We start from the raw sequence: 16252 nt of genomic DNA, 5'->3' as shown, positions 1-16252 counted from the left end.
ATGACTCACACCACGCAACCTGAAGACGCCGACGCCCCGGTGCGCCACGGCGGCAACCTGCGCGAAGCCGCGCGCCGCTATGACATTCCGTTCGAAGACTGGCTCGATCTCTCGACCGGCATCAATCCTCACGGCTATCCGGTGCCGCCGGTGCCGCCCGATGCCTGGCGCCGTCTGCCCGAAGACGACGACGGTCTCGCCGACATCGCAGCGCTCTACTACGGCGCTCCGCGCGCGTTGCCGGTCGCGGGTTCACAGGCCGCGATCCGCGCGCTGCCGGCGCTGTTGCGGCCGGGCGTCGTGGGCGTCGCGCCGCTGACCTACGGCGAGTACGCGCCCGCATTCCGCCGCGGCGGCCATACGGTCGTGACGCTCGACATTCATACGCAGGCTTTGCCGGATGCGCTCGATCACGTCATCGTCGCGAATCCGAACAACCCGACCGCCGAACTCCTCCCGCGCGACACGCTGCGGCGCTGGCATGAACGGCTGGCTTCGCGCGGCGGCACGCTGATCGTCGATGAAGCGTTCGCCGATGTCGATCCCTCTGCCTCGCTGGCAAGTGACACCGTACGCGAAGGTCTGGTCGTGCTGCGCTCGGTGGGCAAGTTCTTCGGGCTTGCGGGCATCCGCGCGGGCTTCGTGCTGTCCTCGCCTGCCGTCGCCGAGCCATTGCGCGCGATGCTCGGCGCCTGGACCGTGAGCGGCCCGGCGCGGCATGCGGTCGAAGCCGCGTTCGCCGACCGCGCCTGGCAACGCGACACTCGCGCCCGCCTGCATCGCGACGGCGGGCGTCTCGCCGCCTTGCTCGCGGACCACGGCCTCGACGCGCGCGGCACGCCGCTGTTCGCATGGATGCCCGTACCGGACGCGGCGGCGCTCCAGCACGAACTCGCGCTGTGCGGCATCTGGACGCGTCTCTTCGACCTGCCCGGCATGAAGCCGAGCCTGCGCGTCGGCCTGCCGGGCGCCGAGGGCGACTGGGTGCGTCTGGCGCGCGCGCTGGCGGAGATTCGCGGATGATCGCGCGTGCGCTGCTTGCAAGCGTGCTGATGGCGGTCTGCGTGAATCTGCACGCCGCCATCACCGTCACCGACGACAGCGGCGCCGCCGTCACGCTCGCGCAGCCGGCGCGGCGCGTCGTCAGCCTCGCGCCGCACGTCACCGAACTGCTGTTCGCGGCGGGCGGCGGCGCGCGGGTAGTCGGCGCGGTGAGCTACAGCGACTACCCGAAGGAAGCGCAGGCGATTCCCCGCGTCGGCGACAACAAGGCGCTCGATCTGGAACGCATCGTCGCGCTGCATCCGGACCTGATCGTGGTCTGGCGGCATGGCAATGCGGCGCGTCAGCTGGAGCGGCTGAAAGCGCTCGGCGTGCCGATCTATTTCAACGAGCCGAAGCATCTCGCCGATATCGCGACGAGCCTGACCAAGCTCGGCGCGCTGCTCGGCACGCAGGCCACCGCGCGCGCCGCCGCCGATGCCTTCACGAACGACATCGCGCAACTGCGTGAGCGCTATGCCCGGCGACCGCCCGTGAGCGTGTTCTATCAAGTCTGGGACGAGCCGCTGATGACGCTCAATCGCGACAATGTGTTCGATGAAGTGATCACGCTGTGCGGCGGCGTGAACGTGTTCGCGGCCGAGCCGCTGCGCGTGCCGACGGTCTCGGCGGAAGCGGTGCTCGCGGCGAATCCCGAAGCCATCGTCACCGCGACGGCCGGCGCGACGCCGCCGGACCGGCCCTTGCCGGCGTTCGACCGCTGGCGGCGCTGGACCGCGCTGACCGCTGTGGCGCGCGGCAATCTGTTCGGCATCGACGGCGATCTCATCAACCGGCCGACACCCCGCCTCGCGCTGGGCGCGGCGCAACTGTGCCGCGATCTCGACGACGCCCGCGCACGCCGGACCCGCTAGTCACGCGTTCCAGCGCACCAGCAGCCACTGTCCGCGCACGCGCCTGAACCATGCGATGCCGTTGAAATCGAGCGGCCATTGCAGCGCGTGCTCATTCGCGATGCCCAGCACGTGCGCCGCCAGCAGCCGCATCACGCCCGCATGCGCGACGACGTGCACCGTCTGCTCGCCGGCGCAGGTGTCGTCGAACCACGCGATCACGCGGCGCGCGAACTGCACCAGATTCTCGCCGCCATGTGGACGCGCATGCTCGATGTCGGCCGCCCAGGCATCGATGAGCGCGCGCTCGATGCCGTCCCACGCACGCCCTTCCCACGCGCCGAAGTTCATCTCGGCGAGGCGAGGATCGAGATGGACCGGGCCATCCGGCAAAAGCGCACGGGCGAGCGATGCGCAGCGAAGCAACGGACTGGCGTGCCAGCCCGCGACGCAGCCAGGCACCTTCAGCGCCTGCATGCGCGCCGCCAAGTCGAGCGCCGACTCAGCGACGTCGCGCAGCAAGGGCACATCCGTCTGCCCGTAGCAGACGCCTGCTTCAATGGCCACTTCCGGATGGCGGATCAGAACGAGATCCATGCGAGCCCGACGAGATAGATCGTGATTTCGAACACTTGCTGCGCGAAGCCGAGGCAGTCGCCCGTATAGCCGCCGATGCGCCGCACGAAGTACCGGCCGATCAGCCAGCGCAGCACGCACAGCACGGCAATCGTCACGCCCGCCAGCTTCCAGTCCAGCGCGAACAGCCAGGGCACGCCGAACAGCAGCGCCCAGCCGAACGATGCCCGACTCATGCGCTGCGCGACCGGCCGGGCCTTGCCTTCGGCGCGCACGTAGTCGAGGGTGACGAGATAACTGATCGCAAAGGCGCGGCTCGCGGCGTGCGCGCCGATCATCGTCCATGCGACGCGATACGGCGGCAACGCGGCCAATGCCTGCCACTTGAGCGCCAGCGCGATCACGAGCGCGATCGCCCCAAAAGCGCCGATGCGCGAATCGTGCATGATGCGCAGCGCATCGTCCTTCGTGTACGCGCCGCCGAAGGCATCGACGCAATCGGCCAAGCCGTCTTCGTGGAATGCGCCGGTCAGCACGAGCGTTGCGGCCATCGACAGGAGCACGGCGACGCCCGCCGGAAACACCCGCCACGCAGCCAGCCAGACCAGCGCCGCAACGGCGCCCACCAGCACGCCCACCAGCGGAAAATAGCGCGCCGCCGCGTTCAGATAGTCGCGCTCGAAACCGACCCAGCGCGGCACCGGCACGCGCGTGAAGTAGCCGAGCGCGGTGAAGAAGTAACGCAGTTCGTCGAGCGGGCGCGGCATCTCAGCCGGCCTGATCCGACACGCCCGCCGACTCGAAGCTCGCCATTTCATCGAGGAAGGCGACGGCCGCGCGCAAAACCGGCAGCGCGAGCGCCGCGCCGGTGCCTTCGCCCAGACGCAGGTCGAGTTGCAGCAGCGGCGCAGCCCCGAGATGCGCGAGCATGCGCCGATGACCGGTCTCGTCCGATGCATGCGCGAACACGCAGTAGTCGAGCACCTCCGGCGCGAGCGTCGCGGCGACCAGCAGCGCCGACGTCGCGATGAAGCCATCGACGAGGATCGTCATGCCCGCACGCGCGGCTTCGAGACACGCGCCGGTCATCATCGCGATCTCGAAGCCGCCGAAGGTCGCGAGGGTATCGACGGCATCGCCGGTATCGGCATGCAGCGCCAGCGCGCGGCCCAGCACCTCGCGCTTGTGCGCGAGACCGCGATCGTCGAGACCCGTGCCGCGGCCGACACAGTCGTCGATCGGCACGCCGCACAGGCGGCTCATCAGGCACGCCGCCGCCGACGTGTTCGCGATCCCCATCTCCCCGAAGCCGATCACGTTCGTGCCCAACGCCGCATGCCGGCGCACGCACGCCGCGCCGCGCGCGATGGCGTCCAGCGCGGTCGCGCGGGACATCGCGGGCTCGCGCGCGAAGTTGCGCGTGCCGGGGCCGAGCGACTCGCGTTCATAGCCCACGTCCGGACCTGCCTGCACAGCCGGAATCGGCGTCGCGACGCCCGCATCGACGATCTCCAGCGTCATGCCCACCGAGCGCGACAGCGCATTGATCGCCGCGCCGCCCGCCAGAAAATTCGCGACCATCTGCGCGGTCACTTCCTGCGGATACGAACTCACTTGCTCAGCGGCGATCCCGTGATCGGCGGCAAACACGATCATCGCCGGACGCACGATGCGCGGCTTCGTCGTGCGCTGGATCAGTCCTGTTTGCAGCGCGAGCGCTTCGAGCCGCCCGAGGCTGCCGCGCGGCTTGGTCTTCATGTCGATGACGCGGCGCAGTTCGGCTTCGAGCGAACGGTCGAGTGCGGGCGGGAGCGGGACGTCGTTGAGCGTGGACATCGATGTTCCTTCAGAAACGTGGGATGGAAGGCACGAGCGCCTCGTGATCGCCGTCGCGCAGCAGCGCCAACGGATAGCCGAACGCCGCGCTGGCGCGTTCCGGCGTCAGCACCTCGGCGACCGGGCCCGCACAGGCGTGGCCGCGGCCATCGAGCAGCAAGGCATGCGTCGCGAAGCGGCGCGCGAGATTCAGGTCATGGCACGAGAACACGACGGTGCGGGCGGGGCCCGCTGGATGAGCAGTCGCACTCGCCGCCGCGCGTAACGCATGCAGGCACGCGATCTGATGATGCAGGTCCAGATGCGCCAGGGGTTCGTCCAGCAGCAGCAGCGGCGCGTTCTGGCACAGCACGGCCGCGAGCGCGACCCGCTGCCGTTCGCCGCCCGACAGCGTGAGCACGTCGCGCGTCGCGAACGGCGCGAGGCCGAGCGCGTCGAGCGCCGCGTGCGCGGCGGCGCGATCGTCGGCGCTTTCCCAGCCCCAGCCGGTCAGATACGGAAAGCGGTTGAGCAGCACGGTGTCCAGCACACTGGCGCTGAAGGCGTCGTGGGTCGCCTGCGGCATCAGCGCGCGCACGCGTGCAAGCTCCGCGGCACGCCACGACGCAAGCGCGCGGCCATCGAGCGACACGCGGCCCGCCACCGGTGCGCTCAATCCGGCGAGCACGTGAATGAGCGTCGTCTTGCCCGCGCCGTTCGGGCCCGCGATGCACCACATCTCGCCGGGCGCGAAGGTCTGCGTCAGGCCGTCGATCAATGTGCGCTCGCCGGCCCGCAGCGCGATGGCGTCGAGATGCAGGTTCATCGCGGTCTCCGCAGCAGCATCCAGAGGAACATCGGCACGCCGGCCAGCGCCGTCACCACGCCCACCGGCAACTGCGCGGGCGCGATCACGGTGCGCGCGGCGAGGTCGGCGGCCATCACCGCGAGACCGCCCGCCAGCGCGGCGGCGGGCATCAGCATGCGTTGATCGTTGCCGAACGCGAGCCGCAGCAGATGCGGCACGACCAGTCCGACGAAGCCGAGCGTGCCCGCCGTGGTCACGGCCGCCGCAGCCGCCAGCGATGCGACCAGGTAGGTACGCAGACGCAGCCGCGCCACCGGCACGCCGAGCGCCTGCGCGGCGCTGTCGCCGCGCAGCAGCACGTTCAGCTGCGGCGCTACGGGGAGAATCAGCAACAGCGCGAACACCAGCGCCAGCAGTGCGGGCCACGGCGTGGCGGCGCCGTCGAGATCGCCGGTCAGCCAGAAGATCATGCCGCGCAGGCGGTTTTCGGGCGCGACGCTCAGCATCAGCGTGATGAGCGCACCCCAGCCCGATGCAATCACGACGCCCGTCAGCAAGAGCCGCGGCGATGCGTCCTGCGTGCCGCGCCACAGATCACGGCGCGCCAGTCCAAGTACGAGGACGATCGATGCGAACGCGCCGGCGCAGGCGGCAAGATCGACGCCCCACCACGGCAGCGAGACCAGCATTGCCGCCAGCGCGAAGCTGGCCGCGCCGCCCGAGACGCCGAGCACGTAGGGTTCCGCCAGCGGGTTGCGCAGCAGCACCTGCAACAGCGCCCCGGCCAGCGCGAGCAGCGCGCCCGACGCAAAGCCCGCGAGGGCGCGCGGCAGGCGCAGCGTGAGCACGATGTCGTCGGCGATATCGGGCACGGCGGCGCGCGCATTGAAAAGCGCATGAGGCAGCGCATGAAGCAGCGCCGCGAACGCGCGCGACGGCGGCAGCGCGACGCTGCCCAGCGCGAGCGAGGCGATCAGCACCGCGCACGCCGCGGCGGCGAGACAGGCCCAAATCGCGGCGGCGCGCGCGCCGTTCATGCCGCGCAACCGCTCAGGCGCGCGGCTCACGACGGATGCCAGCCCAGCGTGAGATAAACGCCGCGTCGCGGCGTGTTGTAGGCATACGCAAGCTCATAGTCCTTGTCGAAGAGATTGTCGACGCGCGCCGTGACGGTCCACGACTTCGAGATGTCATAGCGCGCCGACAGGTTCACGATGCCGTAGCCCGCCAGCGTCGAATCGTAATCGCTGCGCTGGCCGCTCACGAGCCACTCGCCGCCTACGCGCCAGCGCCCGATCGTGCGATGCGCGCTCAGCGTCGCGAAATGCCGCGCGCGTCGCGTCAGGTCCTGGTGATTCGTTTCATCGACGGGATTCTGGAACGTGACGCCCGCGCGCACATCCGTTCTGCCGACATGCCCCGCCCACGATCCCTCGATGCCCTGCACCTTCGCCCGCCCGACATTCTGCGCGGTGTAGTAGAAGCCGCCGTCGGACACGTAGTCGATCAGGTTCGAGTAGCGCGTCTGGAACAGCGTGACGCGCAATACCCCGAGTCCGCTCGACGCATACTGCAACGCCGCTTCGACCGAATGGCTGCGCTCCGGTTGAATCGACGGATTGCCGCTGGACGGATAGTAGAGATCGTCGAAGCTCGGCGCGCGGAACGAGGCCGCATAGCTCGCGCTCGCCTTCCAGTGCGCGTCGATGTTGTACGCGTAGCCGAGATAGTAGCTGTTCGCGCCGCCGAAATCGGAATACTGGTCGTGACGCAGGTTCGCCTGGAATTCGCTCGCGCCCAGATGGCCGACATAGCCCGCGAACACCGAGTTCACGTGGCGGTCGGGGGCGCTGAACTGATCGGAATCGAGCGTCTGGTCGAGGTGCTCGTAGCCGAAGAGGAACGTGTGCGCGTCGCTGATGCGGATGTCGTTCTGCCACGTGTACTGGCGGTTCTCGGAATTGAAGCGGCTCGTATAGACGCCGTTCTGCTCGATGTTCGCGCGGTCCTGGCCCTGCGCGATCGTGAAGTGCGTGGTCCAGTTGCCGGTGAGTTTGCCGTTGGCGAACACCGACGCCGAACGCACGCGGTTATGCGATTCGTTGAGATCGGTCGGCTGGCCGTAGGCATCGTCGAAGCTGTTGATGCCGTTCGACTGCAGGAAGCGCACGCCCGCATCCCATTGCTCGTTAAACCTGTGGCGCAAGGTCGCAGCGACGCTCTCGTTCAAATAGCCGTTCGCGTTGGGATTCGCGCCGGGCGCGAGGTTCGGATCGATCGACGAAAAGCCGTCGGTCTTTTCGCGCGACACGTTCAGGCTGAAGGTGGTGCGCCCGTCCTGGTCCAGCGCGCCGTTCACGCCGGCGGACTGGCGCTGCGTGTGATAGCTGCCGAGCTCGGTTTCGAAGCTGAAGCGCGGCGGATGCGGCTCGCCCTCCTTCGTGAAGATCTGCACGACCCCGCCGATCGCGCTGGAACCATACAGCGCCGAGACATTGCCATTCACCACCTCGACGCGGCCGATCTGGTCGAGCATCACTTGCGACAGTTGCGCCGCGCCGAGCGATGCCGATTCGACCCGGACGCCGTCGATCAGCACGAGCGACTGCGACGACGATGCACCGCGAATGAAGAGTCCCGAGTTCGCGCCCGGTCCGCCGTTGCGCGTGACCTGCACGCCGGGCGCGAGCGCGATGAGGCCGAGTGCGTCGTCGGCGTTGCTGTCGGCAATGTCCTGTGCATCGAACAACGAGGTCTGCGGAATGGAATCGGCGAGCGGCTGCGCTGCACGCGTGGCAGTAATAACGACAGGCGCAAGCGTTTGCGAAGCGTCATCCGTGGCGGTGGTCGTCGCTGCTTGCGCGACGCCGGCGAGCGGCAGGAGAAACGTGGCAGCGGCGAGGCCGCGACTGGAGAGGCCGTCCCGGACGGAGGCCCATGGCGATTGCATGACGAGTGTTCCCGTGGAGGATGAGCGCGGCCCCGCTCCCCGCGAGGTTCGATGCGCGACGAACGCGCCATGCCGTTCGGGATCATGCAGTGATCGTGCGATGACCGGCGGCAGGCGCGTGGCACTCTGGCCGGTATCCGGGCTGGCGACGCATCGTCCCGCCTTCCCGCGCATCATGCGCAGTGGCGTCGACACGTTTCTTGCAGAGGCCGACGAGCGGCCCGGCGTATGGATGGATCCATGCGCCCGCACTGCAAAAACGCGTATGAGACGACTTGCAACTTGCGTTGCGGTCGCTTACCGTTGCGGGGGCAGCACAGGTTGGCTCCGTCCTGTCCGGCCGCCGTTCACTTGTTCGGCTGCTTCGAGGACTTCGCTCCCTGTTTCCCGTTTGACTGCATGCGCGAGAGCCGCGCATGCGAGCACCAGAAGTGCGGCAAGTGTAGGAGCGCGGGTGGGGACCGTCAAGAAACGGCGAACCCTGGCGCGAAGGACAGCAGGCGGCGCGTGAAGATGCAAAGAACAAACGAACTCAGCGAGCGAGAATCAGCCTGACTGCATGCACGAGCAAATCAACGCTCGTGTTTTCTGCACACGAATGCATTGCGAGATGCGCGAGAACCCGGGGTTTGCGCGCAAGATCGCGTGCTGTTACGTCTCGAAACGAGACAATTATCGGTAGCTCCGTTGAACCGCGCTAAAATGCGAGGTCTTTAGAGGACGCAGCACATGCTCAACGAACTCGAATCACTGTCAGGAAACATCGGCCGGCTGATCCAGATCAGCGAGCGCCACAATCAGGCGCGTGCCGCGCTGCAAGAACAACTCGAGCAACTGCGCACCGAGTACGCCAATCTCCAGGCCGACCTCGCGCAAGTCCGCGAAGAACGCGACACGCTGCAGTCCGAACGCGATTCCCTCTCCGCCAAGATCGACGACGCGCAGGTCCGCCTCAACGCGATCCTCGAAAAGCTGCCGCGCGCAAAGTCCGCGCAGCACGGCGAAGCCGACAATCAACTCGATCTCCTCGAAGCCGATTCGCCGGAAGCGCATGAACATGCCCATGCGTCCGAAGCGGAATTGCACGGCGAGCATCATCAAGGAGAGAAGGCATGACGACCACGCAAATCGAAGTCTCCATTCTCGGGCAGCCCTATCGCCTCGCCTGCTCGCCTGAGACGGAAGGTGCGTTGCGCGAAGCCGTCGCACGCGTCGATGCCGAGATGAACAAGGTGCGCAACGCGAGCAACGTGCGCGGCACGGATCGCATCGCGGTGATGGCGGCGTTGTCGCTGGCGTCGGAATTGCTCAAGTTGCAGGACAGCGTGCGTCACGGCGAAGCCTTCCCCGCCGAGGAAATCCGTCGCACGATGCACTCGATGAACGAGCAGCTCGGCGCCGTCATTGCACAATACGAAGTGCAATAAAGCGCGTTGATGCGGTTGATCAAGCCGTGTTTGTGAAGGCTTGGCAAAGGCACAATCAGCGCGCCACGTCGATCGAAAAAAGAAACCGCACCGGGGCTGCAGAAGGCAAACGATTGGTGTAGAGTGACGTTTCCCTGCCTGGTACGCCAAGGTCATATATTCCTTGAACCAATGCTACATTGGCACGGTTGCGGAACCTTGCAACATGGGCGCGCGCGTCGCTAGTCCGATGTACCCGAAGTGTTGCTTACCGCGACCAATCTTGAACCCAGGTTCAGGATGCCGGCCTAGCGGCTATGGCGGGGACCTCATCTCAAACGGCATCGGTTTTCCCGATGCCGTTTTCATTTGCAGCAGTGCTTCTGCATTCCTCATTCCATCGTCGATCACGCATAACGAACAACCATGCGCTACTGGCTGATGAAGTCCGAACCGGACGAAGCGAGCATCGATCACCTGGCGCACGCGCCGAAGAAAACCCTGCCGTGGACGGGCGTGCGCAACTATCAGGCGCGCAACTTCATGCGCGACCAGATGCAGGTCGGCGACGGCGTGCTGTTCTATCATTCGAGCTGTCCGGAGCCGGGCATCGCGGGTATCGCGAAGGTCTGCTCTACTGCCTATCCGGACCCCACGCAGTTCGATTCCAACAGCCACTACTACGATCCGAAGTCCACGCAGGAAACGCCGCGCTGGATGCTGGTCGACGTGAAGTTCGTCAAGAAGACGCCGCTGATTCCGCTCGCCACGTTGCGCGAGCATGCTGAACTCGCGGACATGCAGCTACTCGCACGCGGCAATCGTCTTTCGATCACGCCCGTCACCGATGCGCAATGGCGCTTCATTACCGAGCGTCTCGTCTAACAAGGAACTTACGACGCACGGGTGCCGCCTAAAGGCCGTCGCACATCATGCGACGCAATACGTGATTGCCTTTGCGTCTGGAGCCTTCGATGACCTACAAGAAAACTGCCGCCGCCCTCGCCCTGTTCGCGATGTCCGGCGCCGCGTTCACCTTCTCTCAATCCGCCGCCGCGCAGACGGTGATCAATCAGCAGCCCGCGGGCGTGCTGTCACTGTCGGCGCAATCGAGCGCGCAGGTGGCGCAGGATGTCGTGACCATCACGCTGTTCTACGAACAGGAAGCCGCCGATCCCTCCTCCCTCACCAACACGCTCAATCAGCGCGCCGAGTCGGCCTTGCGCGAGGCGCGGGGCGTCGACGGCGTGACGGCCAGGAGCGGTTCGTTCACCGTGTATCCGTCCACCGATCGCGACGGCAAGATTTCCGCCTGGCGCGGCCGCACGGAAGTCGTGCTCGAATCGCATGACTTCGCGGCGGCCTCGAAGCTCGCCGGCCGGATGAGTGCGTCGATGCAAGTGGGCAGCGTGGCCTTCTCGCTGTCGCCGGAAGCACAGCGCGCGGCCGAGCAGAAACTCGTGACGCAGGCCATCGACTCGTTCCGCAAGCAGGCGCAAACCGCCGCGCAGTCGTTCGGCTACAGCAACTACTCGATCAGGGAAGTGAACATCGGACACAGCGGCGTTCAGCCACGCCCGGTCATGATGATGCAGTCACGCGCGATGAGCGCCGATGCCAAGATGGCCGCGCCCATCGCGATGGAAGCCGGCACGACGACCGTGACCGTCGATGTGAACGGCTCCGTGCAGATGGGGCGGTAAGCGGTACGCGGGGCGCTCGCGCCCCGCATCTCAGTCAGGCCTGCGCGGATTCGGGCGGCAGGCGCAGATTGCGCTTGTACGCCCACACCATCATCAGCACGCCGGCGATGATCATCGGCAGCGAGAGCCACTGGCCCATCGAGAGATTGAATGCGAGCAAGCCGAGATAGTCGTCCGGCTCGCGCGCGAATTCCACCGTGAAGCGCGCCAGTCCATAGCCGATCAGAAACAGCGCGGACACGGCGCCGACAGGCCGCTGCTTGCGCGAGAACGTCCAGATCAGGATGAACAGCACCAGCCCTTCCAGCGCGATCTCGTACAGTTGCGACGGATGACGCGGCAGCATGTGATAGCGCTGGAAAATCTCGGTGAGATGGTATTGCGCGTCCAGTTGCGGATTCTTCGAGAGCCACACGGCGTCGTCGTTGGTCGAATTCTGGAACAGCATCGCCCACGGCGCGTTCGGGTCCGTCACGCGGCCCCACAGTTCACCGTTGATGAAGTTGCCGAGACGACCCGCCGCGAGTCCGAGCGGCACCATCGGCGCGACGAAATCGGTCACTTGCAGCCAGGTGCGCTTGCGCTGCCACGCGAACAGCACCATGGCGAGCGTCACGCCGAGGAAGCCGCCGTGGAACGACATGCCACCTTCCCACACCTTGAAGATGTCGAGCGGATGCGCGGCGTAGTAACTCGCCTTGTAGAAAATCACATAACCGATGCGGCCGCCGAGAATCGTGCCGAGCACGCCGTAGAACAGCATGTCGTCGATGTCTTTCGCGGTCCAGCCCTGGCGCGACACATAGGGCAGGCGCAGACGCAGCCGCCCGATGACAATGGCCGACACGAAGGCCACGAGATACATGAGGCCATACCAGCGTACGGCGAGCGGTCCGAGATGGATGGCGACGGGATCGAAATTGGGATGTATGAGCATGCTGATGTCAAAGAGCTGACGGACTTCGAGGGGGCCTCGAGCGAACCTCAAGGCCGCATCATACAGAACCGGCGCCCTGCGCCCGCGAACGGACGATGTCGATGAAGCCGGCCAGCACCGGGCTCACTTCCGCCGCGCGCCACACGAGCCCGGTTTCGACGAGCATCGCCGGGTCCTCCGGCGCGCGCAACGGCCGGTACACGACGCCCGTGCGCCGCAGATGCCGCAGCGAACGCGGCACGAGCGCGACCCCCATGCCCGCCGAGACCAGGCTCACGATGGTCTGCATCTGAATGGCCTCCTGGCCGATGCGCGGCGTCAGGCCGGCAGCGCCGTAGCAGCCCATGATGCTGTCGTACAGGCCGGGCGCAAGCCGCCGCGGAAACACGATGAGCGGCGCGGCGGCCAGCGCGCCCAGCTCGACGCGCGTGTCCGCCCACTCCAGCTCGCCCTGCCCGAGTTCGCGCGCGGTCGCGGCGGGCATCGCGACGACCAGCGGCTCGCGCGCCACCGGCAGATACGACAGCGCGCCCGCATGGCGCGCCGGCAGCGGCGGAATGACGAGTCCGGCGTCGATGCGGCCGGCGACCAGTTCCTCGATCTGCACGTCGCTGGTGGCTTCGGTGAGTTGCAGCCGGACGCCCGGATGGCGCGCGCCGAACGCGTGCAGCAGCGCGGGCAGCAAGCCGTAGTCGGCCGTGGAGACGAACGCGAGCGACAGCACGCCCGCCTCGCCGCGCGCCAGCGACTGCGCCAGCGGCCGCAGCGCATCCGCCGACGCGAGCAGGCGCCGCACCTCGGGCAGCAGATCCTTCCCGACCGGCGTCAGTTCCACGCTCCGTTTCGTCCGCACGAACAAGGCGACGCCAAGCGCCTCCTCCAGCCCGCGGATCGCCTGCGAGAGCGGCGGCTGGGTCATGGCCAGGCGCGCGGCGGCGCGGCCGAAGTGCATCTCCTCGGCGACCGTGACGAAGTAGCGCAAGAGGCGCAAGTCGAAAGACGGGGTGCGCGGGTCCATTGATATGTTTTGCGACCTTATCAGCCGTGAATAATATATTGGACAGATACATCGCGCGAGTCGCATGCTTGCCGGACTAGACCAAAAAGTCCCCCTCAGGAGCACACCATGGCCTTCAATCGCCGCTCGAAGAACATCACCCAGGGCGTCGCGCGCTCGCCCAACCGTTCGATGTATTACGCCCTCGGCTATCAGGAAGCCGACTTCGACAAGCCGATGATCGGCGTCGCCAACGGGCATTCCACCATCACACCGTGCAATGCCGGCCTGCAACCGCTGGCCGACGCGGCCATCGAGGCGATCCGCAAGGCCGACGCCAATCCGCAGATTTTCGGCACGCCGACCATTTCGGACGGCATGTCGATGGGCACCGAAGGCATGAAGTACTCGCTGGTGTCGCGCGAGGTGATCGCCGACTGCGTCGAGACCGCCGTGCAGGGACAGTGGATGGACGGCGTCGTGGTGATCGGCGGGTGCGACAAGAACATGCCGGGCGGCATGATCGGCATGGCGCGCATGAACGTGCCGTCCATCTATGTGTACGGCGGCACCATCCGCCCGGGCAACTGGAAGGGTCGCGACCTGACCATCGTGTCGTCGTTCGAGGCGGTCGGCGAATTCACCGCGGGCCGCATGAGCGAGGAAGACTTCAAGGGCGTCGAGAAAAACGCGTGCCCGTCCACGGGCTCGTGCGGCGGCATGTACACGGCCAACACGATGAGCTCGTCGTTCGAGGCCCTCGGCATGTCGCTGATGTATTCATCGACGATGGCAAATCCCGATCAGGAAAAGGTCGACTCCGCCGCTGAATCGGCGCGCGTGCTGGTCGAGGCCGTGAAGAAGGATCTGAAGCCGCGCGACATCATCACGAAGCAGTCGATCGAGAACGCCGTCGCGCTCATCATGGCGACGGGCGGCTCCACCAATGCCGTGCTGCACTATCTGGCGATTGCGCACGCGGCGGAGGTGGAATGGAGCATCGACGACTTCGAGCGCATGCGCAAGAAAGTGCCGGTGATCTGCGATCTGAAGCCGTCGGGCCAGTATGTCGCGACCGATCTCCACAAGGCCGGCGGCATTCCGCAAGTGTTGAAGATCCTGCTCGATGCCGGTCTCCTGCACGGCGAGTGCATGACGATCACGGGCCGCACGATCGCCGAAGAGCTGAAAGACGTGCCGGCCAAGCCGCGCGCCGACCAGAAGGTCATCTTCCCGATCGCGCAGGCGCTCTACAAGCAAGGCCACCTGGCGATCCTGCGCGGCAATCTCGCGGAAGACGGCGCGGTCGCGAAGATCACGGGCCTCAAGAATCCGGTCATCACCGGTCCCGCGCGCGTGTTCGACGACGAGCAGAGCGCCATGGACGCGATCCTCGCCGACCGGATCACGGCCGGCGACATCCTCGTGCTGCGCTATCTCGGGCCGGTGGGCGGGCCGGGCATGCCGGAGATGCTCGCGCCGACCTCGGCGATCATCGGCAAGGGACTGGGCGAGTCAGTGGGCTTCATCACCGACGGCCGTTTCTCCGGCGGCACGTGGGGCATGGTGGTCGGGCACGTGGCGCCGGAAGCGTATGCCGGCGGGACCATCGCGCTGGTGCAGGAAGGCGATTCGATCACCATCGACGCGCACCAGCTGCTGCTGCAACTGAACGTGGACGATGCCGAACTCGCGCGCCGCCGCGCCGCCTGGAAGCAGCCGGCGCCGAAGTACACGCGCGGTGTGCTGGCGAAGTTCGCGGCGCTGGCGCAGCCGGCCAACAAGGGCGCAGTGACGGGCTGATACGCGCGTCGAAACGCCCGGATGGATCATGCACAAGGGGCGCAGCGGCGCCCCTTGTGCATTCCGCGTGCCGCGCGCCATGTCTCCTATAATGCGCGACAACGTGAAGCGTGCGCGTGCATCGGGGGAGACCACATGAAAGCACAGCTCAGGGGCGTCGTTGCGGGACTGGTGTGGTGGAGCGTGTGCGGCGTGGCCTGCGCGCAGAACGACAGCGCCTCGATGCTCGCGTTCGCGCAAAGCCACAACTGCATGAGCTGCCATTCGGTCTCGCGCAGCTTCATGGGGCCGTCGTTCGACAGCGTGGCGCACAAGTATGCGCAAGTCGAAGGCGCGCGCGGCATGCTCGCGCGCCGCATCATGGAAGGCGGCGTGGGCGTGTGGGGCCCGGTGCCGATGCCCGCCAACACGCAGATTTCACCGGATCAGGCGGCGGCGCTCGCCGACTGGATCCTCTCGCTGCGCTGACCGGCGCGTGCGCCCTTCACTCGCCGTGCTGACGGCGCAACTCGATTTCCACCGCCTCGCGCACCCATTCGCTCATGTGGCTCTCGAGCGCCGTCGCCACTTCGCGCGTGATGGCGGAGACGAGCTGGACCGAGTGCTCGCGCAGCACTTCGCGGCAGCGCTCCTCGATCAGCGCGCGGGCATCGCCCGTCAGGAAGTTCGTGAAGCGCCCGCGCAATTGTCCGGCGATCTGCTCCGCGTCGTATTCGATGGCGAGATTGGCCGACGGCGCGCGCGCGTACTCCGGCTTGCCGGGCACGACGACATCGGTGAGGACCGGAATGGAGGGATCGAAGGAATGCGGCTTGTCCGTCATGGGAAGGGGTCTCCTGTCGAGCGCGGCGGGCGGGCCGCGTCGGTGTGCAAGGCGTGGTGGTTCGAACAGAGCTTAGCCAGCCACGCCCGGCCGCTCTGTTCGCTCAACCGCCCTGATTGGCTTGATTGTGCGTTTCGATGGCATAGCCCCGGTCGCGATAGAAGCGATAACGCTCACGCCCCGCCGCCAGTTCCCCGCCCTCGCTGACTACGATCTCCACCAGCCGCTCGAAGCGCGCGAACTGCGCCGACATCGGCGCGCCGAGATTCACCAGCACCTGATGATGCGGCGCTTCGTCGAGACTGGAAGTCAGCACGACCGGCGTGTCCTGCGCGAGCGGACTCTTCGCCATGCAGTGCGGCACGAATTCGAGCGGCTGGAAGGTCCACAACTGCTCGTCGAAGGCGGCGAGCCGCGCGGGCTCCGCGAGCACGACGAGCGGCTTGCCGCTCAGGTACGCCTTGCGCGCGAGGCGGCAGGCGTACGCGAGCGGATCGCCCACGTTCGTATGGAAGTCGATGCGCGTCATACGTGCGTCA

At 66.9% G+C, this 16252-nt stretch carries 18 protein-coding genes, 1 other RNA gene and 1 riboswitch; of the genes, 9 read left to right on the top strand and 10 right to left on the bottom strand.

Translation table 11 applies throughout. From position 1 onward, the window contains the following. The gene (gene cobD, locus QCE69_RS03035; protein WP_309929400.1) at positions 1-1023 is read left to right on the top strand and encodes a threonine-phosphate decarboxylase CobD; all 1023 of its coding nucleotides are present in this window, start codon (positions 1-3) and stop codon (positions 1021-1023) included. Next, the gene (locus QCE69_RS03030; RefSeq protein ID WP_309914321.1) at positions 1020-1916 is read left to right on the top strand and encodes a cobalamin-binding protein; all 897 of its coding nucleotides are present in this window, start codon (positions 1020-1022) and stop codon (positions 1914-1916) included. Before cobD ends, QCE69_RS03030 begins: the two co-directional genes overlap by 4 nt. Here the strand turns inward: QCE69_RS03030 and QCE69_RS03025 are convergent, their stop codons facing one another. Genes QCE69_RS03025 through QCE69_RS03000 form a run of 6 tightly spaced genes read right to left on the bottom strand, consistent with a single transcriptional unit; the run spans position 1917 to position 8044 of the window. Then, positions 1917-2492 (bottom strand): histidine phosphatase family protein, encoded by a 576-nt coding sequence (locus QCE69_RS03025; protein WP_309929397.1) that lies wholly within the window; start codon positions 2490-2492, stop codon positions 1917-1919. Continuing rightward, a complete protein-coding gene (locus QCE69_RS03020) occupies positions 2477-3238 on the bottom strand; it encodes an adenosylcobinamide-GDP ribazoletransferase (protein ID WP_309914315.1) in 762 nt (253 codons plus the stop codon). The genes QCE69_RS03025 and QCE69_RS03020 overlap by 16 nt, the downstream gene beginning before the upstream one ends. A gap of 1 nt (position 3239) precedes the next feature. Continuing rightward, positions 3240-4307 (bottom strand): nicotinate-nucleotide--dimethylbenzimidazole phosphoribosyltransferase, encoded by a 1068-nt coding sequence (gene cobT, locus QCE69_RS03015; protein ID WP_309929396.1) that lies wholly within the window; start codon positions 4305-4307, stop codon positions 3240-3242. A gap of 10 nt (positions 4308-4317) precedes the next feature. Further along, positions 4318-5112: an ABC transporter ATP-binding protein gene (locus QCE69_RS03010; protein WP_309929395.1), complete on the bottom strand. Its 795-nt coding sequence runs from the start codon at positions 5110-5112 to the stop codon at positions 4318-4320. After that, a complete protein-coding gene (locus QCE69_RS03005; protein WP_309931534.1) occupies positions 5109-6131 on the bottom strand; it encodes an iron ABC transporter permease in 1023 nt (340 codons plus the stop codon). The genes QCE69_RS03010 and QCE69_RS03005 overlap by 4 nt, the downstream gene beginning before the upstream one ends. A gap of 26 nt (positions 6132-6157) precedes the next feature. Further along, positions 6158-8044 carry a TonB-dependent receptor domain-containing protein gene (locus QCE69_RS03000; RefSeq protein ID WP_309929394.1) on the bottom strand — a complete coding sequence of 629 codons (1887 nt, stop codon included), beginning with the start codon at positions 8042-8044 and terminating at the stop codon, positions 6158-6160. Between the two features lie 110 nt (positions 8045-8154). After that, positions 8155-8489, bottom strand: a riboswitch (cobalamin riboswitch). Positions 8490-8773: 284 nt separating this feature from the next. Here QCE69_RS03000 and QCE69_RS02995 point away from each other — a divergent pair. From QCE69_RS02995 to QCE69_RS02975, 5 genes are all read left to right on the top strand, one after another. Continuing rightward, entirely contained in the window at positions 8774-9160 is a 387-nt protein-coding gene (locus QCE69_RS02995; protein ID WP_309914303.1) for an ATPase, read from the top strand. Continuing rightward, the gene (locus QCE69_RS02990; protein WP_035508245.1) at positions 9157-9471 is read left to right on the top strand and encodes a cell division protein ZapA; all 315 of its coding nucleotides are present in this window, start codon (positions 9157-9159) and stop codon (positions 9469-9471) included. The genes QCE69_RS02995 and QCE69_RS02990 overlap by 4 nt, the downstream gene beginning before the upstream one ends. A gap of 128 nt (positions 9472-9599) precedes the next feature. Next, a non-coding RNA gene (gene ssrS, locus QCE69_RS02985) (6S RNA) lies at positions 9600-9781 on the top strand. Positions 9782-9876: 95 nt separating this feature from the next. Further along, positions 9877-10335 (top strand): EVE domain-containing protein, encoded by a 459-nt coding sequence (locus QCE69_RS02980; RefSeq protein WP_309929392.1) that lies wholly within the window; start codon positions 9877-9879, stop codon positions 10333-10335. Positions 10336-10424: 89 nt separating this feature from the next. After that, the gene (locus QCE69_RS02975; protein ID WP_309929390.1) at positions 10425-11153 is read left to right on the top strand and encodes an SIMPL domain-containing protein; all 729 of its coding nucleotides are present in this window, start codon (positions 10425-10427) and stop codon (positions 11151-11153) included. 34 nt (positions 11154-11187) lie between these two features. Here QCE69_RS02975 and lgt read toward each other — a convergent pair whose 3' ends face one another. Next, a complete protein-coding gene (lgt, locus tag QCE69_RS02970) occupies positions 11188-12090 on the bottom strand; it encodes a prolipoprotein diacylglyceryl transferase (protein ID WP_309914295.1) in 903 nt (300 codons plus the stop codon). Positions 12091-12148: 58 nt separating this feature from the next. Further along, positions 12149-13108 carry a LysR family transcriptional regulator gene (locus tag QCE69_RS02965; RefSeq protein WP_309914292.1) on the bottom strand — a complete coding sequence of 320 codons (960 nt, stop codon included), beginning with the start codon at positions 13106-13108 and terminating at the stop codon, positions 12149-12151. 108 nt (positions 13109-13216) lie between these two features. Between QCE69_RS02965 and ilvD the strand changes: the two genes are divergently transcribed. Then, positions 13217-14890, top strand: a complete 1674-nt coding sequence (ilvD, locus tag QCE69_RS02960; protein WP_309914289.1) for a dihydroxy-acid dehydratase — start codon at positions 13217-13219, stop codon at positions 14888-14890. A gap of 135 nt (positions 14891-15025) precedes the next feature. Next, entirely contained in the window at positions 15026-15358 is a 333-nt protein-coding gene (locus QCE69_RS02955; RefSeq protein ID WP_309914287.1) for a c-type cytochrome, read from the top strand. A 16-nt stretch (positions 15359-15374) separates the two neighbouring features. Here the strand turns inward: QCE69_RS02955 and QCE69_RS02950 are convergent, their stop codons facing one another. Beyond that, on the bottom strand, positions 15375-15713 hold the full coding sequence (locus QCE69_RS02950; protein ID WP_309929386.1) for a DUF2486 family protein: 339 nt from the start codon (positions 15711-15713) through the stop codon (positions 15375-15377). Between the two features lie 103 nt (positions 15714-15816). Next, complete coding sequence (locus QCE69_RS02945; protein WP_309929383.1) at positions 15817-16242, bottom strand: DNA polymerase III subunit chi; 426 nt, start codon at positions 16240-16242, stop codon at positions 15817-15819. Positions 16243-16252 lie beyond the last annotated feature (10 nt).

Source organism: Caballeronia sp. LZ032 (assembly GCF_031451315.1).
GTDB lineage: Bacteria > Pseudomonadota > Gammaproteobacteria > Burkholderiales > Burkholderiaceae > Caballeronia.
The sequence above is the reverse complement of the archived record's forward strand: the minus strand, read 5'-3'. Positions and strand labels throughout refer to the sequence as shown.